18 protein-coding genes and 2 pseudogenes are annotated in these 22,617 nt (G+C 71.7%); 12 read left to right on the forward strand and 8 right to left on the reverse strand.

Features of this window, described 5'->3' with window-relative positions:
- Positions 1–116: 116 nt before the first annotated feature.
- From QF030_RS05280 to QF030_RS05290, 3 genes are all read right to left on the reverse strand, one after another.
- Positions 117–953 carry a chitosanase gene (locus QF030_RS05280; protein ID WP_307161474.1) on the reverse strand — a complete coding sequence of 279 codons (837 nt, stop codon included), beginning with the start codon at positions 951–953 and terminating at the stop codon, positions 117–119.
- Positions 954–1,117: 164 nt separating this feature from the next.
- Positions 1,118–1,450 (reverse strand): hypothetical protein, encoded by a 333-nt coding sequence (locus tag QF030_RS05285; protein WP_307161475.1) that lies wholly within the window; start codon positions 1,448–1,450, stop codon positions 1,118–1,120.
- Positions 1,451–1,649: 199 nt separating this feature from the next.
- Positions 1,650–1,922, reverse strand: coding sequence for a hypothetical protein (locus tag QF030_RS05290; protein WP_307161476.1), 273 nt, complete (start codon positions 1,920–1,922; stop codon positions 1,650–1,652).
- Positions 1,923–2,075: 153 nt separating this feature from the next.
- Here QF030_RS05290 and QF030_RS05295 point away from each other — a divergent pair, with 153 nt between their 5' ends.
- Entirely contained in the window at positions 2,076–2,786 is a 711-nt protein-coding gene (locus QF030_RS05295; protein ID WP_307161477.1) for a hypothetical protein, read from the forward strand.
- Between the two features lie 347 nt (positions 2,787–3,133).
- The gene (locus tag QF030_RS05300; protein WP_307161478.1) at positions 3,134–3,583 is read left to right on the forward strand and encodes a spore-associated protein; all 450 of its coding nucleotides are present in this window, start codon (positions 3,134–3,136) and stop codon (positions 3,581–3,583) included.
- Positions 3,584–3,834: 251 nt separating this feature from the next.
- Here the strand turns inward: QF030_RS05300 and QF030_RS05305 are convergent, their stop codons facing one another.
- The 3 genes and pseudogenes from QF030_RS05305 to QF030_RS05315 all read right to left on the reverse strand — a co-directional run bounded on the left by QF030_RS05305 (position 3,835) and on the right by QF030_RS05315 (position 6,409).
- A complete protein-coding gene (locus QF030_RS05305) occupies positions 3,835–4,995 on the reverse strand; it encodes an oxygenase MpaB family protein (protein WP_307161479.1) in 1,161 nt (386 codons plus the stop codon).
- A gap of 91 nt (positions 4,996–5,086) precedes the next feature.
- A pseudogene (locus QF030_RS05310) lies at positions 5,087–6,141 on the reverse strand (polyprenyl synthetase family protein).
- The gene (locus tag QF030_RS05315; RefSeq protein WP_307161480.1) at positions 6,131–6,409 is read right to left on the reverse strand and encodes a polyprenyl synthetase; all 279 of its coding nucleotides are present in this window, start codon (positions 6,407–6,409) and stop codon (positions 6,131–6,133) included. The pseudogene QF030_RS05310 and the gene QF030_RS05315 overlap by 11 nt, the downstream one beginning before the upstream one ends.
- A 461-nt stretch (positions 6,410–6,870) precedes the next feature.
- On the opposite strand from QF030_RS05315, the gene QF030_RS05320 reads away from it, so the two are divergent.
- On the forward strand, positions 6,871–7,401 hold the full coding sequence (locus QF030_RS05320) for a hypothetical protein (protein WP_307161481.1): 531 nt from the start codon (positions 6,871–6,873) through the stop codon (positions 7,399–7,401).
- Positions 7,402–7,563: 162 nt separating this feature from the next.
- Here QF030_RS05320 and QF030_RS05325 read toward each other — a convergent pair whose 3' ends face one another.
- A complete protein-coding gene (locus QF030_RS05325; RefSeq protein WP_307161482.1) occupies positions 7,564–9,846 on the reverse strand; it encodes a M4 family metallopeptidase in 2,283 nt (760 codons plus the stop codon).
- Positions 9,847–10,296: 450 nt separating this feature from the next.
- On the opposite strand from QF030_RS05325, the gene QF030_RS05330 reads away from it, so the two are divergent.
- The 3 genes from QF030_RS05330 (at position 10,297) to QF030_RS05340 (ending at position 14,094) form a co-directional block, all read left to right on the forward strand.
- Positions 10,297–12,234 (forward strand): CASTOR/POLLUX-related putative ion channel, encoded by a 1,938-nt coding sequence (locus QF030_RS05330; RefSeq protein WP_307161483.1) that lies wholly within the window; start codon positions 10,297–10,299, stop codon positions 12,232–12,234.
- A 731-nt stretch (positions 12,235–12,965) separates the two neighbouring features.
- Positions 12,966–13,433, forward strand: coding sequence for a hypothetical protein (locus tag QF030_RS05335; RefSeq protein WP_307161484.1), 468 nt, complete (start codon positions 12,966–12,968; stop codon positions 13,431–13,433).
- A gap of 88 nt (positions 13,434–13,521) precedes the next feature.
- Positions 13,522–14,094, forward strand: a complete 573-nt coding sequence (locus QF030_RS05340; RefSeq protein ID WP_307161485.1) for a precorrin-3B C(17)-methyltransferase — start codon at positions 13,522–13,524, stop codon at positions 14,092–14,094.
- A gap of 19 nt (positions 14,095–14,113) precedes the next feature.
- Here QF030_RS05340 and QF030_RS05345 read toward each other — a convergent pair whose 3' ends face one another.
- Entirely contained in the window at positions 14,114–14,566 is a 453-nt protein-coding gene (locus tag QF030_RS05345; RefSeq protein ID WP_054245172.1) for a flavodoxin family protein, read from the reverse strand.
- 243 nt (positions 14,567–14,809) lie between these two features.
- Between QF030_RS05345 and QF030_RS05350 the strand changes: the two genes are divergently transcribed.
- From QF030_RS05350 to QF030_RS05375, 6 genes and pseudogenes are all read left to right on the forward strand, one after another.
- Entirely contained in the window at positions 14,810–15,463 is a 654-nt protein-coding gene (locus QF030_RS05350) for a hypothetical protein (protein WP_307161486.1), read from the forward strand.
- A 160-nt stretch (positions 15,464–15,623) separates the two neighbouring features.
- Entirely contained in the window at positions 15,624–16,766 is a 1,143-nt protein-coding gene (locus tag QF030_RS05355) for a LacI family DNA-binding transcriptional regulator (RefSeq protein WP_307161487.1), read from the forward strand.
- A gap of 337 nt (positions 16,767–17,103) precedes the next feature.
- Positions 17,104–18,501 carry an ABC transporter substrate-binding protein gene (locus tag QF030_RS05360; RefSeq protein ID WP_307161488.1) on the forward strand — a complete coding sequence of 466 codons (1,398 nt, stop codon included), beginning with the start codon at positions 17,104–17,106 and terminating at the stop codon, positions 18,499–18,501.
- Positions 18,502–18,547: 46 nt separating this feature from the next.
- Positions 18,548–19,372, forward strand: coding sequence for a carbohydrate ABC transporter permease (locus QF030_RS05365; protein ID WP_307167474.1), 825 nt, complete (start codon positions 18,548–18,550; stop codon positions 19,370–19,372).
- Positions 19,369–20,307, forward strand: coding sequence for a carbohydrate ABC transporter permease (locus QF030_RS05370; protein WP_307161489.1), 939 nt, complete (start codon positions 19,369–19,371; stop codon positions 20,305–20,307). Before QF030_RS05365 ends, QF030_RS05370 begins: the two co-directional genes overlap by 4 nt.
- Before the next feature lie 99 nt (positions 20,308–20,406).
- Positions 20,407–22,543 (forward strand): annotated as a pseudogene (locus QF030_RS05375) (beta-galactosidase).
- The last annotated feature ends 74 nt before the right edge of the window (positions 22,544–22,617 follow it).

Raw genomic sequence — 22,617 nt, forward strand, 5'->3', positions numbered from 1 at the left:
TTCCTCGCCGTCCTGTTCCCCCTGTGCGTCCTGACCCACCGGTATGTCGAGGTACCGGGTCAGGCGTGGGGCCGCGGACCGGCACGCCGCCTCCGACCGGGATCACGCCGAGGCGGTCAGCCGATGTGGAAGCTGTCGCCGTACACCTTCCAGTCCAGGGGCGGGTCGAGGTCGAGGTTGCCGTTGCGCAGGAAGACGCGCTGGGCGGTGTCGACCCGGCTGGTGTCGCTGTGCGCCTCCTCCTGCTTCATGGCCCAGACCCGGGCGTCGAGGAAGGCGTTCAGATACGTCGTCTCGTCGCCGCCCTGGGCCGGCGGCTTCGCCTTCGCCAGCGCCCGCTTGCGGATGTTGCGGAAGCTCGTGGGGTCGGTTCCGTCGCCGTGCATCACGATGGCGTCGTAGTAGGCGAACTGGCCGAGGACGCGCAGCCCGTCGGTCTTGCCCTGCCGCACGGCGGGGTTGAAGTAGACGCGGTCCCGCTCGTCGTTCTGGGCCTGCTGGAAGGCCGTGTCCTGGGCGGCCCTGCGCCAGTCCTTCGGGTAGTTCGGGTCGAGCCCGGAGTGCGAGTCGCTGCCGTCGACCTCGCGCAGGGCCGGCAGGTACCTGGCGAGGACGTTGCCGGGCCTGCGGTCGCTGTAGAGCTCCACGAGGTCGAGCATGTCGCCGGTTCCGGAGCAGAAGCCGATGATGCCGGCGGTGTAGCCCCGGCCGTCGCCGATGTCCTCGATGTACTGGTACTGCGCCTTCCAGTCGAGCGAGGAGTTCTCGGCGCTCGACACCAGCTTCATGGCGATCTCCTTCTTCGCCGGGTCGTCGAGGCCCTTGGCGGCGGTGGCCGCGCTCGCCCGGTGGGCGTCGAGGAGCGGCGCGGCCGCCAGGGCGCCGGTGAGGGCGAGGAAGAGGCGGCGGGAGGTGGGAGTGGGGCCGTCGACCGGCCGGGATATGTGCACCACAGTGGCTCCAGGTGAGGAGTGGGGGGTGGGGTGACTCTGCACTGCGACTGACAGGAAAGTTTCCTATCAAGTCGCGGCGACAGAAGTAACCCCATCGGAGCCATGTTCGTACGATCGAACAAACGGACCCATCACCGCTGACCCACCGTCAAGAAAGCGGGTGCCTACAGCAGTTGGAGCACCTGGGAGACCAGGAACGCGAGCAGACCTACATGGAAGACGACCATGCAGATCCACTGCCCCACGGACATGCGCCAGGACGCGGCCTGGAGGATCTCCCACTCGCTCACCGCGAAGGCGGCCAGCACCAGGGCGAGCACCTCCCACACCACGTTCCACCAGCCCGAAGGAGTCGCCCCGGTCGTGGCGTCCATGGCGGCCGGGACACGGGCGACGCGCCCCAGCAGGAAGAGGCCGATCAGCAGCCTGTGCCAGCCATGTCGGAGCACGGGCGCGGCGGTCGGCATCCGGGCGGAGAGTGTGGATCTTGTGGACATTCGCACATTTGATCACCCTCCCCGCCTGGAAGCCATCGTTCCGTTCACCCCCGCCCGGCGCGATCCGCCGCCCTCCCGCCCTGCGGAATCAAGCACCTCCAGCGGCTGAACCAGATCCGCCGGGCGGTTCCGGCTCTCCGGACCGGCCAGTACTGACGGACCCCACCTGAAGTAGCGCCGCTACGGGAGCAGTGCTGGTTCAGGGGGCGCCCGGCGCGTCGCCCCGCCAGTCGAAACGGCGGTCGTCGCCGACACGTCGTCCGTACAGGGCGCGGCCGCCGAGTCCGTAACGGCCTATCTCGGTGATGAGCGCCACCTCGCGCAGCTCGTGGGGGGACCGGTCCGTGACGTCCAGGAGCAGCCCGTCCAGCGGGCCGCCCACGAGTTGCACGTACACGCGCTCCGGGCGGGGTCCCGCGTCGTCGTGATCGGCGCCGTAGACCCGGCCCCGCAAGAACTCAACCTCGTCCATGACCAGCAGCTTGTCACCCACCACTGACAACGGCCCGTTGAGCACTCTTCGGCCAAGGCCGTGGCGGAAAAGTGGCATCCGGGCGCGATCCCCGACCCGGCCGGGTATCCACCTCCTACGCATCGTTGTGTATGGGGTGGGGGGCCGGCCCTGATGGCACGAAGGCGGGAGCGGGAGCGGGGGCGGACCGGCGAGTCGGCGCGGGACCGGCGCCGACGAGCCGTGCGCGAGCTGCGTGCGTCGGGCCGCTACGGACCGAGGCTGCGCGAGGTGCTGCCCGCTCTCGCCGCGTCGGTCGTCGTCGTGGGCGCCGCGCTCGGGGGGCTCGCGCTGGCCTACCGCGCCTTCGGCGGTCCGGCCTGCGCGCTGTCGCTCGCCCCGCTCCTGGCGATCGCCGCCGTCCTTCGCCGCCGGTCCCGGCGGCCCGCCCGGCGGCGGGGCGGGTACTACACCGCCCAGGAACTGGCGGAGCTGGACATGCCCGAGCTGGTGCTCGCCGTGGCCAGGATCCTCCGTCGGGACGGCTGGCGGGTGCTGCCGCCTCCTCGCCACGACACCCACCATCTCGCCGCTCGCGACGGCCACGGGCGGCTGCTCGACGTGGCGTTCCGGCCCGTGGCCGAGCCGCTGCCCGACGAGGAGTCGGCCTGTTCCTGCCGGGCGCGGCTTCTGTCGCGGGGTCGGGCCGGGCCCCCGCTGCGGCTCGTCGTGCACCGGGGCACCTTCACCCACCGGGACGAGGCGTGGGCCGCGCGCGAGCCCCACACGTTCCTGATCGACGGCCCCCGCCTTCGGCTGTGGGCACGCGGAACGCCCTTGGCCCAGCTCGCGGGCGGGATCGTCCCCTCCCCGCGGCGGGCGTGATCCCTCTTCGTCGCCGGGCCGCGCCGGGCGGTCACTCTTCTCGTACGCGCCGCTCCGCCCGGTTCGTACGCCGCCGATGCGTGCGGCCCCGCTCCTGTCGTCGCTCCTTCACCGCCACGCCGTAACGGACAACGCGAGCCGGCCGGGCCGACGCGGGGACCCGGAAGCAGTCCGGCGGGACGCGACCAGGGGCCTCGCCGCTCACGCCCCTTCGGTTGCGCCCCAACTCGGCCAATCGTGCCGCCAGTTATGACTGAAAACACCAGTAACTCCGGCACAACCATCCGAAGGCCCCGCCCGTCACATAAGGCAGGAGCAACCAACTCCTAAGTACACAAGGGGGAAATATGCGCTTCACTCACTCCATGCTGGGCGCCGCCGCACTGGCCGCTCTGGCGGTGGGGGCCACCACCGCCCTGGCGGCACCCGCCTCCGCAGCGCCCAACACCACCCCGCAGAAGGTCTGCGGGAGCGGCTACAAGACCGTGAACTCCGCTGCCGTCGGCTCGCTGGGCACCGTCTACCTCGCCTACAACTCCACCAACGGCAACAACTGCGTCGTCACCATCCGCAACAACCCCGGCGCCACCGTGGACATGTCCGCCTGGATCTACGTCCCCGACACCAACGAGGGCGACGACGACTACGGGCGCTACACCTCGTACGCAGGACCCTCCTACGTCATCGGCAAGGGGCACTGCGTCGACTGGGGCGGCGGCATCGCCAACACCTACGTACAGGTGATCGGCTCCAACTGCGCCTCCCTCAAGGAACAGCGGACCACCTACACCCGCTGACCCGCCCACCGCACCAGGTGAGACGCGGGACGCACACACGGCCGTAACGCTCCGACCACGCCTTGGCGGAACCCGTCCGGTTCCGCCAGGGCAGGATGCGCGGCATCACCACGTCGAGCGGTTCGGCCGGGTGCGACTCCGGGCCGGGGTACCTGAGCCGGCGTCGTGGTTCCGACGGATCAGGACCGCGTGCGCCGAGTCCCGTGTCAGGGCCGCTGAGCACGTGTCGCGGACGCTCGAGCGTTGGTCGCTCAGTAAGCCGTCGCGGCCGGCGGGATCCAGCGGTGGGTGCGGGTCACCGTGCCGGAGACGCCGTAGTCCTTCTTGAGCTGTTCGGGGATGGCGTAGTGCATGACACGGCCGCGGGTGAGCGAGGACAGCTCGAGGACGGTGGTCAGGTGGCCTAGACGGTCCAGGACCCAGGCGCCGAGCGGGGAACGGTCTTCGACGGTTTCGAGGATGCCGAGAAGACGGGGCACCGCCTTGACGACGGCGTCCCATCGCGTCTGCGGCACGTGGAGCCAGTCGGCGCAGGTGTCGCCGATGAGATGGCGGACGAGGGCGGAGACGATCGGGTCGAAGAAGGTGCCGGGCACGACCTCCTCGTAGAGATCGATGAGCTGCCGGGTCAGGTGCGCTCCCTCCGGGGAAGGCCCCATGTGCCGGATCATGTACAGGTCGAGGAAGGCGCGGGCCTCCTCCAGGGTCCGGGGGACGTCGTCCTGCCCGACGCCGAGCATGGCGCCGACCACGCGCCAGGCGTAGTAGTAGGCTTCGGCGCCCTCCTGCGACATGTGGATGCCGAGGCGGTGCAGGCTGTCCAGGACGAGCAGGGAGAAGAACATCTGCCCGCCGATCATGTCCTCCTGGCAGATCGGCGTCCCCAGCGCGGCGGTGTCCCAGCGGTTCTCGCGCTGGAGGTGGTGGCGGATGGAAGCGTGCAGCAGACGCACCTTCTGGGCGGCGGGAATGAAGCGGCTGCCGCTCTCGAAGGCGTCCGGCTGCATCAGGTAGACGGTGAACTGGCCCGTCTCCGCCATCCGTTTGGAGGGGTATTGCAGTCCGTGGGTCGCCGACAGCAGCTTCGCCACGTGCGGGACGACGTAGCAGGCGGGCATGGAGGCGAAGGACAGCGCCGTGGAGATGTGCACGTTGTTGTCGATGAAGAACAGCCGGGCTTTCTCCATCTCCGCCCAGTCGACCCAGGCCGGCGGCACACGAGTGGCTTCCAGGTAGTCCCGGGCGACGTCGGGGAGCCCGTCCGGGAGGGGGGCCCCGGCGGTGGAGACGTACCGCATCAGGCTGTTGAACGCACCCACCTGACCGCGTTCGAAGAGCGCGGCGACGGTGGCGTCGGCGAGTTCGTCGCCGGCGTGCCGTAGGGCGTCCATGGATGCCTCGGTGCAGGTCATGGCGGGCTCCTCGTTTCTTCGGGCTTTCGGCGGCCGGCGGAGGGTGCGGCCGGGCAGGCGTGGGCTGTGTGCCGAGCGGGATCGAAGGCGTTCAGGACAGGCGGTCCGCCGTGCCCTGTGCCAGCGCGGTCAACGCGCTCGCGGCGCGCGGGGGGACGTCCAGTTCGTGGAGAGCGGCGAGGGCTTCCCGGACGCGTGCGCTGATCATGTCCTCGATGCGGTCGGTCGCCCTCAGCCGGCGCATCACCTCGCGCACCGCGTCCAGGGCGTCCGCTTCCGCGCGGCTCCGGCCCAGCAGGGCGCGCAGCCGGTCACGGTCGTCGTCGTCGGCCAGGCGCCAGGTCTCCGCCAGCAGGGCTGTGGGCCGGTGGCCGCACACGTCGTCGGCGTTGGCCTTGCCGGTGCGTTCCGGGTCCCCGAACAGGCCGAGCAGGTCGTCCCGCAGCTGGAACGCCTCGCCCAGCGGCAGCCCGTACGCGCAGTACCCGTCACGCAGCCGTGCGCCTGCCCCGGCCAGGGCGCCGCCGATCAGCAGGGGTTGCTCGACGGTGTACTTGGCCGTCTTGTAACGGATCACCTTCAGCGACGCGGCCATGTCCGGCCCGGCTCCCGTGGCCAGGATCTCCAGGCACTCGCCCGCGATCAGCTCGCGCGCCATGACCGACCACAGGGGGCGGGCCCGGGCGAGGTAGGCGGTGGGCAGACCGCTGGTGGCGAACAGCTGCCCGGCCAGCGTCATGAGCAGATCGCCGACCAGCATCGCCAGCGACCTCGCGGCGGCGTCCGGGCGCGGACGGCCCCGCACGGCACCCCGCAGGGCGATGTGCGCGGTGGGGCGTCCGTGCCGCAGCGGACTGTCGTCGATGAGATCGTCGTGCACGACCGCGGCGGCATGCACCAGCTCCATGGACGCCGCGGCCCGCACCAGAGCGTCGCTGTCGGGTTGTCCCGCCGCGCGCCAGCCCCAGTAACAGAACGCCGCTCGCAGCCGTTTGCGTCCGCGACCGCCGCCTCCAACTGCTCGGACACCGTGGTCAGGAGCGGATCGATCGCGGCGAACCGATCGGCCTCCTCGGCCACGAAGCGGTGCAGCACCTCGTCGATACGGGTCTTGAACGCGGCCGGCTCCCACCCGTCACACGTCATCGGCGCCCTTCCGGGCCCGGGCACGCCGGGCCAGGATCTCCAGGTGGGCCGGTGGCGCGGTGGCGTACCGGTCCAGCACCAGGCGTCCACGCGCCACCAGCTCGTTCTCAGCCTCCGTCGCCAGCTCCGCGGCATCCGAGCGGCGTAGCAGCCCCCGCAGCGTCCCCACGGCCGAACCCAGCGTGCTCAGCGCCAGATCGGCCAGCCCGGCCACCAGGAGCACCGCCTGCTCGTCCAGGCCGTCACGCCGTCCTGCTTCTCGCGTCACGTTCTTCCCACCCAGGACTTCCGGGCGCGCCGATCACGCGCCGTTCTTCCGAGCATCGGTCAGGCCGTCCGCGAGAGCAGAGGAACTCACGATCGAGTGATCACATCGGACGACAGTACGGGCCACCACCACCGCTACCACCGCCCGCAGCCGCCGGACGCCGTCCTCGACGGGGTCTTCCGCACGGGCCGCTTGGGTCTGGGCCCGTACAGACGTTGCCGTGAAGCGTTCACTTTTCATCCATTGCAACGAACAGAGGACCGTTGTTGCGTTAACCACTCGCGCCATTGCAACGATTTCACCGCAACCAACTGGGATAACGCAACTTTTAATTAAAAAACTCGTTGCCCGGTCGGTGAAGGCAACGTAGCGTTTCCACAACAGGAAACGACGAGCCGAGGCCTCACAGGCCGGGTCGAGAGGTGCGCGTTTCGCGACGGGGCGATCTCAGGGGGCGGATCATGGGGAAAACGCGGAGTCTGCGGCAGGCGACACCCGGCGCCTGCGCTGCTTTCGCCCGCTTCGCACTCTGTGGCGGCGGAGTAGGGCTCGCCTCCAGTTTCGCCGTGGCGGCCCTCGCCTCCACGATCCCCTGGGTCCTGGCCAACGCCCTGATCACGGTGGCCTCCACGCTCCTCGCCACCGAGCTGCACGCCCGCTTCACCTTCGGCACGGGCGGGAGCGCGACCTGGCGCCAGCATGCGCAGTCGGCCGGGTCCGCGGCGGCCGCGTATGCGGTGACCTGCGTCGCGATGCTCGTCCTGCAGCAGTTGGTGGCGGCGCCCGGCGCGGTGCTCGAGCAGGTCGTCTACCTGTCCGCCTCCGCACTCGCCGGTGCGGCGCGGTTCGCGGTGCTGCGCCTCGTCGTCTTCGCACGCAACCGCTCGCGGACCACGGTCATCGGCCGGACCGCCCGTCCCGTGCCCGTGCCCGCGCCCGTGGTCCACGCCGCGGCGCCCATCGGCCCGAACGTGCTCTGCCGCACCGCCTGAGGGTTCCGCCGGGGGCATGGCGGGTGCCGACCGGCCGCGCTGACAGCACCTGCGGGAAGGACACCGCCGCCCGGGAGTGGGAGACCCGGGCGGCGGTGTCGAGCGGTCCGCGGTCAGGAAGTGACCCGTTCAGCGAGCCGACCGGTCAGCGAGCGAACCCCGTCAGGGGGTGAGCCGCCAGCTCTGGATGTAGCCCACGTCGATCGACGCCCGGTCCTGGACGCGCAGCTTCCAGGTGCCGGTGAGGGGCTGGGCCGACGCGTCGACGGTGAAGGTCTGGTCGACGTTGTCGGCGGAGCCGCCGGTGCGGTTGAGGAGCGAGTAGACGGTGCCGTCGGGACCGACGAGGTCGACCGTCAGGTCACCGCGGTAGGTGTGGACGATGTCGACGTGGACGGAGGTGGTGGCGGACGCGTTGCCGTCGCGGCCCGCGATGCTGATCGGGGACTCCACCGCGACGCCGTTGTCGGGGATGTCGACGCGGGTGGCGGTGGCGTAGATGTACGCGATCCGCCAGGTGAACGTGTCCGTGACGGACGCTCCCGTGCCGTCGGTGACCTCGACGGCGACTTCGCTGGTGCCGGGGGTGGTCGGCGTCCCGGAGATCAGGCCGCTCTCGCTGAGGGTCAGACCGTCGGGCAGGCCGGTGGCCTGGTACGTCAGGCCCGCACCGGAGTTGGTGGTGTAGGCGTCCACCTGAAGACTGACGGCCTGGCCGACGCCGCTGGTCTGGTCGGCGATCGGGGCGACGTTGACGCCGAGGGCTATCCGGCTGCCGACGTTGATGCCGGCCCAGGCGTCGGCGACGGCGAGGTAGGTGGGGCTGTACGCGCCGAACAGGTCGGCCGACGCCTGGAGGGTGGCGGTGCGGGCGCCCGCGTAGTTCGTCGACGAGGTCATGTACGTCGTCAGCGCGCGGTACCAGATCGCGGCGGCGTTCTCGATGCCGATGCCGGTGACGGCCCGACCGTCGGAGGTCGGGCTGTCGTAGGCGACGCCGTTGACGGTCCTGGCGCCGCTGCCCTCGGAGAGCAGGTAGAAGAAGTGGTTCGCCGGGCCCGAGGAGTAGTGGACGTCGATGCTGCCCAGGCCGGAGCTCCAGCTGTCGCGGGAGGAGCCGTCCCTGGAGGGCTTGTCCATGTACCGCAGCGGGGTGCCGTTGCCGTTGATGTCGATCTTCTCGCCGACGAGGTAGTCGCCGGGGTCGGCGGCGAGGTTCGAGTGGAACTCGACAGCGGCGGCGAAGATGTCGGAGGTCGCCTCGTTCAGACCGCCGGACTCCCCCGAGTAGGTGAGGTTGGCGGTGGCGGCGGTGACACCGTGGCTCATCTCGTGGGCGGCCACGTCGAGGGAGGTCAGGGGGTGCGTGTTGCCCGAGCCGTCGCCGTAGGTCATGCAGAAGCAGCTGTCCTGCCAGAAGGCGTTGACGTAACTGTTGCCGTAGTGGGCCCGGCTGTAGGCGGCGGCGCCGTCGTCGCGTATGCCGTTGCGGCCGTGGACGTCCTTGTAGTAGTCCCAGGTCGCGGCGGCGCCGTAGGCCACGTCGACACCGGCGGTCTGGCGGTCGGAGGGCAGGCCGCTGCCCCAGACATCGTTGTCGTCCGTGAAGAGCGTGCCGGTTCCGGAGGTGCCCTGGTTCAGGTCGTAGGTCTTGTGCCCGGCGCGGTCGCCGTCGGTGAGCTGGTACGTCGATCCCGACGGCGTGCTGCCGACGGGGACCGTGCCGACGTACTGACCGGTGCCGGTTCCGGTGTGCACCTTCTCGGCGGCGAGGATCTGCTTGCCCGTGGTCGCGTCGGTGACCACCTGGAGTTCGCTGGGAGTGCCGTCCTGCTGGACGCCTTCGACGACCGTCTCCCAGGCCAGGACGGGCTTGCCGGCGCCGGACCAGACGACGAGACGGGGCGCGCTCCCGGTCTCGGTGCCGGTGGTGTCCGCGCTCTTCGCGGCCGCGAGGGCCTTGCCGGTGGCGTCGGCCGCGGAGAGCTTCGGGTCGAGGGACGGCAGCTTCAGCGCCGCGCCGCTCGCCTTGGACACGGTGGTCCGGCCCTTCCCGAGGTGGACGACCAGGTCGCCGCCGAGGACGGGCAGTCCGGCGTAGGTGCGCTCGTAGCGTGTGTGCGTGGTGCCGTCGGCGTCCTGGACGACGTCCCTGACGACGAGCTTCTCCTGCGCGCCGAGAGCCAGTCGCCGGGCCGTGGCCCCGGCGGCGGACTGCGCGCTCTTGATCAGCGAGGCGCGACGGGCGGGAGACAGGGGTGTCGCCGCCGCACCGGCGCGAGGCGTGGCGGTGATCCTGGCGGTGCCGGGGCCGGGGCCGGGGCCGGCGGGCGCCGCGCCTGCGGTACCGGCCGGGGCTCCCAGGACGAGCAGGGTCCCGATGGTCGTCAGCGCGAGGGCGGTGGCGCGTCTGCGCCGGGGGGTGGGGTGGTGTCGCCGGGGCAACGGGTTCTCCTTCGGTGCGACGGTCGGCCCGTGGTGGGGACCGGGGTGAGGCGGACCGACGGGATGAGGCCGGTCCGGAGCGCTGCACGGCAGGCGGGTGCAAGGAGGTGGGGGGGGGTGGGGGGTGGGGGATGCCCCGCATGATGCGGGTGTGAAGGAATGGTGAACTTCGGCAGCAGCGTGGCACTGGGTGCACAGGTTTGTCATGGGAATGCCAAAACAACGGCTGGAAATGACCATGTCCGTCTGGGGATCCGCGCTGCTCGACGCACGTTTTCAGCCGCAGGAGCGGTCCGCTTTCCCGAAAGGGTGAACACGAGGGCCCTCACGGCGTGTCGCGGCACGCCGGGCACCACCCTGCGAGTTCAGGGGGCGACGGGACATCGGCGGCAGCAGACAGGGGGCGTGGTGGAAGGGCAGCGGCGAGGGCCGGTTTCGTTACGGGTGCGGATGCGCTACCGGTTCGACAACACACTGGCCCGCAGTACCGGCAGGCTGGTCGCATGGCTGGCGGTGACCTGCCTCGGCATCGTCGTTCCGGCGAGTGCGCTGCTGGTGTGGACGGACCCCTCCTCGCCCCGTTCGCTGTCGGGCCGGCTGACCGCGGTGTGGCGGGTGAGCGCGGAGACCCTGCGGCTGGGCGCGGTGACCGGCGCCCCGCTGCGGATGCTGCTGGGCGTGCTGCTGGGCCTGATGGCCCTCCTGTACGTGTCGACCCTGATCGGCGTGATCACCAGCGGCCTCACCGACCGCCTCACCGAACTGCGCCGAGGCCGTTCCACCGTGGTGGAGGCGGGCCACTCGGTGGTGCTCGGCTGGTCGGAGCAGGTGTTCACGGTGGTCGGCGAGCTGGTCGCGGCGCGCACCGATCAGCGCTGGGGTGCGGTGGTGGTTCTCGCCGACCGGGACAAGACGGAGATGGAGGAGGCGCTGGCGGCCGCGCTCGGACCGACCGGCACCACGCGGCTGATCTGCCGCAGCGGCTCGACGGCCGACCCCGAGGCACTCCGGTCGGTCAGCCCGGTGTCGGCCAGGGCGGTGCTGGTCCTGCCCGCCGCGGAGGCCGCCGGGGAGGCCGAGACGGTACGGACCCTGCTGGCCCTGCGCGCCGTCCTCGGCGAGCACGCGGGCCCGCCCGTCGTCGCCTGCGTACGGGACGAGCGGTACCGGACCGCGGCCGCACTGGCCGCGGGTCCGCGGGGCATCGTGCTCGAGTCCGACCGGACGGCGGCGGGACTGATCGCCCACTCCGCGCTCCACCCCGGCCTGACGGCCGTGCTGCGGGAGCTCCTCGATTTCGCGGGCGACGAGTTCTACCTCACCGCCGCTCCCGAGCTCGCGGGACGCCGGTTCGGCGACACCCTGCTCGACTGCGCGACGGCCGCCGTCGCCGGGCTGGTGCGCGCCGACGGCACCGCGCTGCTCAACCCGCCCCCGGAGACCGTCGTCGCGCCGGGGGACCGCGTCCTGGTCGTGGCACCGGACGAGGACACCCCACGGTGGAAGGACTGCCGCGACCTCGTGGAACCGTCGGCGCCCGCCGATGAGCGCGGGAAGGGCGCGGGCGACCCGTCGCGTTTCCTGCTGCTGGGCTGGAACCGTCGCGCGCCGCACCTGGTCGACCAGTTGCGCCGCCGCGCGCGGCCGGGCTCGGTCCTGCACGTCGTCACCGATCCGGCGGAGCAGGCGCCACCGACGCCGCCGGTGCCGGAACCGCGCAGAGGCCCCGCGTCGGCCGAAGGGCTCGTCGTGACCTTCTCGACCGCCGATCCGACCGACCCCTCGTCGCTGCGCGGTCTCGACCCGGGCTCCTACGACCGGATCATGGTGCTCGGGCCGGACACCGGGGACCACGCCGGCCGACCGGACCACCGCACCCTCGTCGTCCTGCTGATCCTGCGGTCCCTGGCGCACGAGACAGGGCGCACCGTGCCGGTGGTCGCGGAACTCGCCGACGAGCGCAACCGCGCTCTGGCTCCGCTCGGACCGGGCTCCGAGGCGATCGTCGGCGGGCAGCTGACGGGCCTGCTCATGGCCCAGGTCTCGCAGAACGGACACCTGGCCGCGGTGTTCGAGGAACTGTTCGCCGCCGGCGGCAGCGCGCTGCGACTGCGTCCGGCGCCTCACTATGTGCCCGCCGACCGTCCCGCGTCCTTCGCCACCGTCGTGGCGGCGGCGCGCGACCGGGGCGAATGCGCGATCGGCTACCGCTGTCACGACCCCGCCGCGACACCCGAGGATCACGAGGTCGTACTCAATCCCGCCAAGGCCGACAGACGGGTCTGGAGCCGCACGGACGAGATCGTCGTGGTCGTGACGGACGGCCCGGCCGAGGCCGAGGTCGGCGGGGCGGAGGGGAGCCAGGTGGCGCGGGCCGACGTCTCCTAGGCTTTCCCAGGCCTCCCCTGATCCCACGCGCGGCTCTCTTCCGGCCCCTCGCAGCTTCTTCGGGGCCTGTTCGCAGCTCCTCGGGACCTCCGCCGGGCCGTGTCGCAAGGGAGCACCGTCTGCCGGTGGCCGGGGCTCACGGCCACCGGTGTGTAGCGATGGGAAGGCGAAGGGTCGCCCTCGTACTCGTACCGATGCGCGGGGCCCCGACGACGCGGCTCGAGTCCCTTCCCGGAGGGGTGCCGGGCGTCGTGAGCCGGGCGGGGCTCTGGACACGGCCTGGGGCGTCCGGCCCGACCGTCGCCCGGCGACGCGAATCCGCGCCGTTCGGTCGTCGCCGGCGGGCGGCGGGACCCGGCGCGCTCGGTCGCCGACGGATGGTGCGGACCTGCACCGTTCGATCGTCGCCGGGCGGCGGGCTCGGCGCGCTCGGTCGTCGCCGGCAGGGGCAGGGCTCTGGGCGCTCGGTCGTTCCCGGGCGGCGCGGGTCGGCGCGCTCGGTGGTCGCCCGGCGGCGCGAATCCGCGCCGTTCGGTCGTCGCCGGCGGGCGGCGGGACCCGGGGCGCTCGGTCGCCGGCGGATGCGCGGCTCGGCGTGCCCGATCGTCGCCCGGCGGCGGGGCTCTGCGCCGTTCGAGTGGTCCCCTTCCGCTCGCCGTCGTAGCGTCGGTAGAGAAGTTCATCCGGGCGCGGACACAGACGGCTCCCGGTCCGGTCGGTCGGGAGCGGACATGCGACACACGACGAGAACAGCGGTCATGCTCTGTGCGGCGCTGGGCCTCACGGCGGCCGTCGGATCGGCCTCGGCCGTACCCGCCGCGTCGCCGCCCTCGGCGCGCGCGGCAGCCGTACGGCAGGCCACCACGCCGGTCCTGGTCGACTGCCTCTGGCACGCCAAGGTGCGGCCCGGCGACTTCATCCTCGCGTGCGGCGACGGCAACAGCCGACTGGTCTCGCTGCACTGGGACAGCTGGGGTGCGAACTCCGCACGGGCCACCGGGGTCAACGTCGTCAACGACTGCGATCCGTACTGCGCGGCGGGCGCCTTCCACCCGTACGCCGTAGTCGTGAAGCTGGACCGGCCGCAGCCGTGGAAGAAGAACCCGCAGGTACAGCACTACAGCCGGATCACCCTCACCTACCTCGGGGACAGGCCGGAGCAGTTCGGCCGGGTGGTGACGTACCCGCTCTGGAACTGAGCGCTGGAACCGAGCCGCTCGCGGACACCCGTGCCCGGCCGCCTCGCGCCGTTCTCCGCGCGTCCTACCCGCCTGCCATGATCGAGACATGACACGGATACGGCCACGGCGGCGGCTCGGCGTCCCCGCCCTGCTCGCCCTGCTCGCCCTTGTCCTCACGGCCGGATGCGCCGACCCGTCCAGCGACCCCGGGGCGTCCGGTCCGGTGACCTCCCCGCCCTCCGCCTCCGGAGAGGCGAAGGGCTTCTGCCCACCACCCGAGGACACCCTGGCGTCGCCGTCCCCGTGCATCACCTACGGCTGGGACCAGCGGGTCGCCGAGAACCACGCCTACCGTCAGGCCCAGCCCCTCACCGCCGCACAACGGCAGCAGGCCCAGCCCCGGGCGGCGGCACTGGCGGCGGCGCTCCAGGAACTCGCGGCGGCCGAGGGAACCACCCCGGACGCTCTGCGGGCGGCCGCCGCCGAGGCGCTCGGCCTGGAGGCGCGGCAGATCGAGGTGCAGGGCGACTTCCTGGTCCCCCTGCACGACATGCGCGTAGGGGGCGGCGAGGGCAGGGTCTGCGTCAACGGGAGCGTCGACAGCAGCGGTCACGCGACCGCGGAGGTGGTCGGGCGTACGGTCGACGGGTCCTGCCTGCCCGGGCGGGGCGGACACTGACGTACGGCGCCCCGGTCCGTCAGTCCATCAGGCCGGCCGCGACCGTGGCGCCCAGTTCCCAGCAGGCCGCCACGTCCGCCTTGTCGGGCTCCCCGGTGACGGTCACCGGCTCGGCCGCGCGCCGCCAGCCCAGGCCGGTGGTGACGGTTTCGATGCCGCGCACCGCGCCGGTGACGTCGTTGCCGCCGTGCACGTAGTAGCCGAAGGGCCGGCCCCGCGTGGTGTCGAGGCACGGGTAGTACACCTGGTCGAAAAAGTGCTTCAGCGCGCCGGACATGTAGCCGAGGTTGGCCGGCGTGCCCAGCAGGTAGGCGTCCGCGGCCAGGACGTCGGAGGCCGTCGCGGCGAGGGCGGCCCGGCGTTCGACGCGGACGCCCTCGATCTCCGGCGCCGTCGCGCCGGAGACGACCGCTTCGAACAGCGCCTGGCAGTTGGGCGAGGGAGTGTGATGGACGATCAGCAGGGTGGCCACGCCACGGAACCCTGCCCGCTCCCCCGCCCGGCCGCAAGCGAGACCGCGCGGTCGGGCAGGAAACGGGGGTGCGGCGGGCCGCCGCACGAGCCTCACTCTCCGGCGGGAGGGGGCGGGGGGCGCCGTGGGCCATCGCCCGCCGAAGGCCGACTGCGCGCCCACGCCGGGCGTGCTTCCGGCGCGCGGTGACGAGCGGCATGGCACTCTGACATGACGGGTACTCAGGACGCCATGCTCAGGAACATGACACACGCGGCCCTGACGCGCGGGCGCAAGCCGCACGAGGCACACAAGGCACACAAGGAGGGAACGGTGCTCACTCGGAGTTCGGCGATCATGTGCACGGCCGTGGCGCTGGCGCTGGCCGGCTGCTCTTCCGGGGACGACGGGAAGGCGGCGGAGCCCACGGGCGAGACCGTCGTCTCCGTGACCGTCTCCGACACCCCCTCGCCTTCTTCGCCCACCCCCGCCGCCTCCGGCGCCTCCACCTCCGGTGCCTCCGCCTCTCCCTCCGGGTCGGTTCCCGGGCAGGCGAGCCCGTCGCCGGTGCCCGTGACCGGCCCGGACCAGAAGCTGGTGACCATGACGGTCAGCGGTGGCTTCGCCGGGGTGAACCGGCAGGTGGTCCTGCGGGGCGACGGCACCGTCCGGACCACCGACGGCGGCGAGACCGCGGTGCGCCGCACGACGGCGGCTCAGTTCACGACGCTGCGGACGCTGCTCGGAGATCCGGCGCTCGCGGAGGTCCCCGCGTTCGCGATCGACATGGGGTCGGCCGACAAGTTCCAGTACACGCTTCAGTTCGACGGGCGGACGGTCATGACGGACCGCTCCACCGACGCGCCCTCCCTCGACCGCCTGATCGGCGCCCTGGAGAAGTGGCTGCCCGCGGGCTGATCGTGAACGCGCCGACGCCCCGTCGTGTGTGACAGATGCGTTCCCGACCCTTGACGGCCGTCTTATGACTGCGTAGACATGACAGCGCAGACATGACTGCGCAGTCAGGCGGACGATGTCTGGCATCATCGTTCGTACGTGCGGCCACTCGGGAGAGACCATGACGCGAGGATCAGGGCGGGGCGGCAGTTCCGCGGCGCCGCGCAGCGTGGACGTGGCCCGCCTGGCCGGCGTCTCGCAGAAGACGGTTTCCCGGGTTTTCAACGACGAGCAGTATGTCTCCGCCGAAGTGCGCCGACGCGTCCTCGAAGCCGCCGAAGAGCTCGGTTACCGGCGCAACAACGCCGCCCGGGCACTGGCCTCCGGGCGGACCCGCTCGATCGGCGTGGTGACCCTGGGCACCGCCCTGTACGGCCCCGCCTCCCTGCTCATGGGAGTCGAACGGGCCCTGCGGGACACGGGATACGCGCTCCGGGTGGTCAACACGATGGAGGGTGACCCGGCGGGCATCACCGGCGCCGTGGACTCGCTCCTCGACCAGGGCGTGGACGGCATCGTCATCTCCGAGCCGATCGACGAACGGGGAGCCGACGGCGCGGACGCCCTCCGCGTCGGCGTGCCGGTCCTCGTCCTCGGCGCACCCTCCCCGGTCGCCGCGCCCACGGTGCTGACCGCGGGCGACGGCGCCGACCTGATGGCCCGCGCGGCCACCGAACACCTGCTGGAACTCGGTCACCTGACGGTCCATCACCTCGCCGGACCGCAGCGCTGGTACGCCGCACGGGACCGGCTGGAGGGCTGGCGGACCACGCTGGCCGCCCACGGCAGGGACGTGCCGCCGGTCGTCGAGGGCGACTGGTCGGCAGCGTCCGGATACGCCGCCGGACGGGAGCTGGCCGCGGACACCGCCGTCACCGCCGTGTTCGCCGCCAACGACGACATGGCGATCGGTCTGATCCGCGCGCTGACGGAGGCGGGGCGACGGGTGCCCCGGGACGTCAGCGTCGTCGGCTTCGACGACGTTCCGGTCGCCGCCTATGTGACCCCTCCGCTGACCACCGTGCCGCAGCCCTTCGACGCCGTGGCGCAGGAAGGGCTCAAGCGCCTGGTGCACACCATCGAGAACCCGGAAGCGGACCCGTTGCCGGCGAGCGACCCACCGGTCGACCTCGTCGTCCGTTCCTCGACCGCGCCCCCGCCGCACCGGACGACCCCGGGTCGCGGACGGCGCGCGACCGCTCCTTCGCGCGCAGCCGCACCCGCTCCGCCGCCGGCGAACGGAGGCCACCCGACACCGCGCTGAGCAGCACGACCCGACCGAGCACGACCCGACCCAAGGCCGACCACCCTCATGGCCCCGCGCGTGACCCGAAGCCGAGCCGCCGTACGGTCCGCGCCCTTCGCCACCGGCCCCCTGCCGGAGCCGCACCGGGCCGCCGCCGATCGCGGCGGACCCCGAGCCGGGTCTCCGGGCTCGGCAGCCACCGTCTCCCCTCCCCTCCCCTCCTGAGCCTCGACCGCCTCGCTGTGTCAGCCCCGGTCGTCGCGGCCACGCCTTTCCTCAGCACGTCTTCCTCCGCCATGCCTGCGCACGCCCTCGCCAGGCGTGCCGTGACCATCGCCTCCGGCGGGAGTTCACCATGCCCCAGAACACGTCCACCTCCATGTCCGGCCCCTCTCCGATGAGCCGCCGGCTCTTCCTCGGCACGACGGGCGCCCTGTCGCTCGGCGCCGCCCTCACCGCCTGCGGCGGGAGTGACTCCGCCGACTCCGCCGGCTCCGGCAAGCCGGTCGCCCGGGCCGACATCGACAAGGCGATGAAGACGCCGACCGAGCTGACGTTCTGGACCTGGGTCCCGAACATCGACAAGGAGGTCGCCCTCTTCGAGAAGCGGTACCCGGCCGTCAAGGTCAAGGTGGTCAACGCCGGCCAGGGCACACCGCAGTACACCAAGCTGCGCACGGCGCTGAAGGCCGGCAGCGGCGCGCCGGACCTGGTGCAGATCGAGTACCAGGCGATTCCGACGTTCACCATCACCAACAGCCTGCTGGACCTGCGGCCTTACGGCGCCACCGCGCTCAAGTCCACCTTCGTGGACTGGACCTGGAGCCAAATCAGCGGCAGTGACGGTGAGATATGGGCGATACCCCAGGACACCGGACCGATGGGCATGCTGTACCGGCAGGACATCTTCGACCGGCACGGTATCGACGTGCCGGGAACCTGGGACGAGTTCGCCGCCGCGGCCCGCAAGCTGCACAAGGCCGACCCCGACGTCCTTCTCACGAACCTCGCGGCCAACCAGGTCGCCGCCTGGCACGGCCTGCTGTGGCAGGCGGGCGCCAAGCCGTATGTGACGTCCGGCAAGAGCGACATCGCCATCAGCGTCGACGACGCCGTCTCACGGAAGCTCGGCGCGTACTGGGGCGGGCTCGCGAAGGAAGGCGTCATCGGCGTCGAGCCCGACTTCACCGACTCCTGGTACGCGGCGCTCAACAAGGGCAAGTACGCCACCTGGATCACCGCCGCCTGGGGTCCGGTCTTCCTCTCCGGCTCCGCGAAGGCCACGGCGGGCAAGTGGCGGGCGGCCCCGCTGCCGCAGTGGGACGCGGCCGAGCCCAGCTCGGGCAACTGGGGCGGCTCGACGACCGCGGTGATCCGCTCGACGAAGAACCCCGTCGCGGCAGCGGTGTTCGCGCAGTTCCTCAACACCGACCCCGCCAGTGCGAAGATGTTCGCCACCGAGCAGTTCTTCTTCCCGGCGACCGACGCCCTGTTGAAGGACACCGAGTTCGTGTCGGACGCCCCGTCCTTCTACGGCGGCCAGAAGGTCAACCAGGTCTTCGCCGACATCAGCTCCACGGTCAACTCCTCTTTCCAGTGGCCCCCGTTCCTCGACCAGGCGGCGACCGACTGGACCGAGACCGTCGGCAAGTCCCTGGCCGACCGGACCGACACCGTCCGCGCGCTGGGCAGCTGGCAGTCGCGGCTCACCTCGTACGCCAAGAACCAGGGCTTCACCGTCAAGGGGAGTTGAGGTGCGCCGTCAACGGGCGGCCGGGCCGCTGTTCGTCGCCCCGTTCATGGTGCTGTTCCTGCTGCTCTTCCTCGCCCCGCTCGGCTACGCCGCCTATCTCAGCCTGTTCCGGGAACGCCTCATCGGCGGCACGGCTTTCGTCGGGCTCGACAACTACGCCCAGGCCCTGAGCGATCCGCAGTTCCTGCACGGCGTCGGACGCGTCGCGCTGTTCTTCGTGGTCCAGGTCCCCGTGATGCTGTTGCTGGCGCTGGCGTTCGCCCTGGCCCTCGACAGCGGGCTGCTCCGGCTGGCCCGCGTCATCCGGCTGGGCGTCTTCGTCCCGTACGCCGTCCCGAGCGTGGTCGCCGCGCTCATGTGGGGCTATCTCTACGGGCCGGACTTCGGCCCCTTCGCGCAGCTCGGCCGCGAACTGAGCCTGCCCGTACCGGACTTCCTCAGCGACGGGTGGATGCTCGGCAGCCTGGCGAACATCGTGACCTGGGAGTTCGTCGGGTACAACATGATCATCCTGTACGCCGCGCTGCGCACCGTCCCCGAGGAGCTGTACGAGGCGGCCGCGGTGGACGGGGCCGGGGCCTGGCGCATCGCCTGGTCGATCAAGCTGCCGGCCCTGCGCCCGGCGCTGATGCTCACCCTGCTGTTCTCGGTGATCGGAAGCTTCCAGCTGTTCAACGAGCCGAAGCTGCTGATGAACATCGCCCCGGACGTGATCAGCAGCTCCTACACCGCCAACCTCTACGCCTACACGCTCGCCTTCACGGGCCAGCAGGTCAACTACGCGGCGACGGTGTCCTTCCTGCTCGGCCTCGTCATCGTGATCGCCTCCTACGCCGTCCTGCTCACCGCGAACCGCAGGAGGACCTCGTGACGACCACGACCACGACCCCCACGGCCACGGTCGCCGAGCCGACGCGGCCGGCCCCCGCCACTCCCCCGGGACGGCGTCGGCGCGCGGCCCGGCACAGCACCCCGTTGACGATCGCCATGCTGGCCGCCCTGGCCTACTTCCTTCTCCCCCTCCTCTGGCTGCTGATCGCCTCGACCAAGAGCACCCAGGACCTCTTCAACAGTTTCGGCCTGTGGTTCTCGCACACCCCGCAACTGCTGACGAACGTCAAGGCGACCTTCGCCCAGGACGACGGGGTCTTCGTGCGCTGGCTGGTCAACACGGTGCTGTACGCGGGCGTCAGCGCGGTCGGCGCCGCGCTGCTCGCGGCCGCCGGCGGGTACGGTTTCGCGAAGTTCCGTTTCCGCGGCGACCGGACCGCCTTCAACCTGGTGCTCGGCGCCGTCATGGTCCCGACCACCGCACTGGCGATCCCGACCTATCTGCTCTTCGCCAGGGCGGGTCTGGTCAACACCCCCTGGGCGGTCGTCCTGCCCTCCCTGGTCAACCCCTTCGGCCTCTACCTCATGCGGATCTACGCGCAGGACGCCGTCCCGGACAGCGTCCTGGAGGCCGCCCGCATCGACGGGGCGGGCGAGGCCCGGATCTTCTTCCGGATCGCCCTGCGGCTGCTGGGCCCCGGCCTGGTGACGGTGCTGCTGTTCACCCTGGTGGCGACCTGGAACAACTACTTCCTGCCGCTGATCATGCTCAACGACCCGGATCTGTACCCGATCACGGTCGGTCTCTCCTCCTGGGCCGCGCAGGCGCAGAACGGCGGGGCCGGCGCCAGCAGCGACATGCTGGCGCTGGTGGTGACCGGCTCGCTGCTCTCGATCGTCCCGCTCGTCGTCGCCTTCCTGCTCCTCCAGCGGTACTGGCAGAGCGGCCTGGCCGCCGGTGGCGTCAAGCAGTAACCGCTTCCTCCTTGCCCCTTGTGTGCCGCGCCTGTCCTGCTCCCTGCATCCCCTGCTCCTTGCTTCCTCTTCCCTGGTTTCCCTCCGGAGGTTTCCTTCATGGCGGCTCTGCCTGCCCGCGTCCTCTTCGGCGCCGCGTACTACCACGAGTACCGGCCCCCCTACGGCGACGAACGCCCCGGCGAACGCCTCAAGACCGACCTCGATCTGATGGCGGACGCGCGGGTCACCGTGATCAGGGTCGGCGAGTCGGTGTGGTCGACCTGGGAGCCGGAGAACGGGCGGTTCGACCTCGACTGGCTCCAGCCGGTGCTGGACGGCGCCCACGAGCGCGGCATCTCCGTCGTCCTCGGCACTCCGACGTACGCGGTGCCGCCGTGGCTGGTCCGGCAGTACCCGGAGATCACGGGCGAGCGGCGCACCGGTGAGCGTATCGGCTGGGGGGCACGTCAGGAGGTCGACTTCACCCACCCCGGCTTCCGGTTCCACGCCGAGCGGGTGATCCGCAAGATCGTCGCCCGGTACGCCGGCCACCCCGCGGTCATCGGCTTCCAGGTCGACAACGAGCCGGGCCTGGAGCTCTTCCACAACCACGGCGTCTTCCAGCGCTTCGTGGACCACCTGCGCGAGACGTACGGCGACGTCGAGACCCTCAACCGCGAATGGGGGCTGGTCTACTGGTCGCACCGGCTGTCGACATGGGCCGACCTGTGGACGCCGGACGGCAACGCCCAGCCCCAGTACGACGTCGCCTGGCGGGCGTTCCAGGCGCGCCAGGTCACCGAGTTCATCGGCTGGCAGGCCGACCTCGTCCGCGAGTACGCCCACCCCGGGCAGTTCGTCACCACCTGCATCTCCTACACCCGCCCGGCGGTGGAGGACGACGAACTGACCGATCGCCTCGACATCGCCACCGGCAATCCGTACTACGACATGCAGGACGGCCTTCTGCTTCCGGACCCGGCCCCGGACGACCACGAACAGAAGTGGAAGACCACCGGGGTGTGGGCCCTGTACCAGACCGCCGACTGGATGTTCTCCTCCCGCCAGGAGCCGTTCCTGGTGACCGAGACCGACGCCGGTTCCATCGGGTTCCCCTGGGACAACCGGCCCGCCTACGACGGCCAGTGGCGGCAGGCGGCCTGGGCGCTCGTCGCCCGCGGCGCCCGCATGATCGAGTACTGGCACTGGAACACCTTGCACTTCGGCGCCGAGACCTACTGGGGCGGCGTTCTCCCCCACACCGGGCAGCCCGGCCGCACCTATGGTGAACTCGCCGTTCTGGGCGCGGAGTTCGAGGCGGCGGGTCCGCTGGTCGCCGGGCTCGAACCGGACGCGGACATCACCATGGTGTACTCGACGCCGAGCAAGTGGCTGATGCAGAAGTACCCGCCGCTGGCCAAGCCGGACGGCGAACCGGACCCGGCCGCCTACCACCGCTTCTTCGACCCCTTCTACCGCGGCGCGTTCGAGGCGGGCCGTCAGGTACGCATCGTGCATGCCCGCCAGTTGCACGACCCGCGCGGCGAGCGGGAGGGGCTGACGCCCGGACAGGCCGTCCGTCGGCATCCGGTGCTCGTGGTACCGGCGTTGTACCTGGCGGCCGACTCGACGCTCGACTGGTTCGCGGCGTACGCCGAGGCCGGCGGCCATCTCGTCCTCGGCCCGCGCACCGGCTACGCCGACCACGAGGCCCGGGCCCGGCACGAAGCGGCCCCCGGCCGGCTGACCGACGTCGCGGGCGTCCGATACGACGAGTTCAGCAATCTCGTCGGGGAGATACCCGTGCGATCGGCAGCCGGGAGCCCGCTCGCCGTGCCCGAGGGCGCGACGGCGACCCGCTGGGCGGACGCCCTGACCGTCACCGACCGCCGAGGTGCTCGTCACCTACGACCATCCGCACTTCGGGCGCTGGCCCGCGGTCACCAGCCGTCGGCACGGCGCCGGCCGGGTCACGTACGTCGGCACCGCGCCCGGGCGCGACCTCGGTCGGGCGCTGGCCGAGTGGCTGACGCCTGCGCCGCGTCACGCCTGGCGGGACCTGCCGGCCTCCGTCACCGCGACGACCGCCACCGCACCCGACGGACGCCGCGTGCACATCGTCCACAACTGGAGCTGGGAGCCCACGGGCGTCCGCGCCCCGCTGGCCCTCTGCGACGTCCTGACCGGCACTGCGGTCCCCGAGGGCGCCGACCTGGACCTCGGCCCCTGGGACGTACGCGTCCTCGTCGCCTGACCCGACCCCCGCGGACCTCACCGCGGACGTCCCCCTAGGAGGGGCTGTGCAGAGAAGAAGAACGACCCGAGTGC

Origin of the sequence: Streptomyces rishiriensis (assembly GCF_030815485.1) — a bacterium.
Lineage (GTDB): Bacteria > Actinomycetota > Actinomycetes > Streptomycetales > Streptomycetaceae > Streptomyces > Streptomyces rishiriensis_A.

Coding starts and splice junctions, on each gene's coding strand:
- QF030_RS05365 (WP_307167474.1), top strand. CDS start 18,548: ATGGTGCTGTTCCTGCTGCTCTTCCTCGCCCCGCTCGGCTACGCCGCC.
- QF030_RS05335 (WP_307161484.1), top strand. CDS start 12,966: ATGCGACACACGACGAGAACAGCGGTCATGCTCTGTGCGGCGCTGGGC.
- QF030_RS05355 (WP_307161487.1), top strand. CDS start 15,624: ATGACGCGAGGATCAGGGCGGGGCGGCAGTTCCGCGGCGCCGCGCAGC.
- QF030_RS05300 (WP_307161478.1), top strand. CDS start 3,134: ATGCGCTTCACTCACTCCATGCTGGGCGCCGCCGCACTGGCCGCTCTG.
- QF030_RS05330 (WP_307161483.1), top strand. CDS start 10,297: ATGCGCTACCGGTTCGACAACACACTGGCCCGCAGTACCGGCAGGCTG.
- QF030_RS05295 (WP_307161477.1), top strand. CDS start 2,076: ATGGCACGAAGGCGGGAGCGGGAGCGGGGGCGGACCGGCGAGTCGGCG.
- QF030_RS05360 (WP_307161488.1), top strand. CDS start 17,104: ATGCCCCAGAACACGTCCACCTCCATGTCCGGCCCCTCTCCGATGAGC.
- QF030_RS05285 (WP_307161475.1), bottom strand. CDS start 1,450: ATGTCCACAAGATCCACACTCTCCGCCCGGATGCCGACCGCCGCGCCC.
- QF030_RS05290 (WP_307161476.1), bottom strand. CDS start 1,922: ATGGACGAGGTTGAGTTCTTGCGGGGCCGGGTCTACGGCGCCGATCAC.
- QF030_RS05305 (WP_307161479.1), bottom strand. CDS start 4,995: ATGACCTGCACCGAGGCATCCATGGACGCCCTACGGCACGCCGGCGAC.
- QF030_RS05350 (WP_307161486.1), top strand. CDS start 14,810: ATGACACACGCGGCCCTGACGCGCGGGCGCAAGCCGCACGAGGCACAC.
- QF030_RS05320 (WP_307161481.1), top strand. CDS start 6,871: ATGGGGAAAACGCGGAGTCTGCGGCAGGCGACACCCGGCGCCTGCGCT.
- QF030_RS05340 (WP_307161485.1), top strand. CDS start 13,522: ATGACACGGATACGGCCACGGCGGCGGCTCGGCGTCCCCGCCCTGCTC.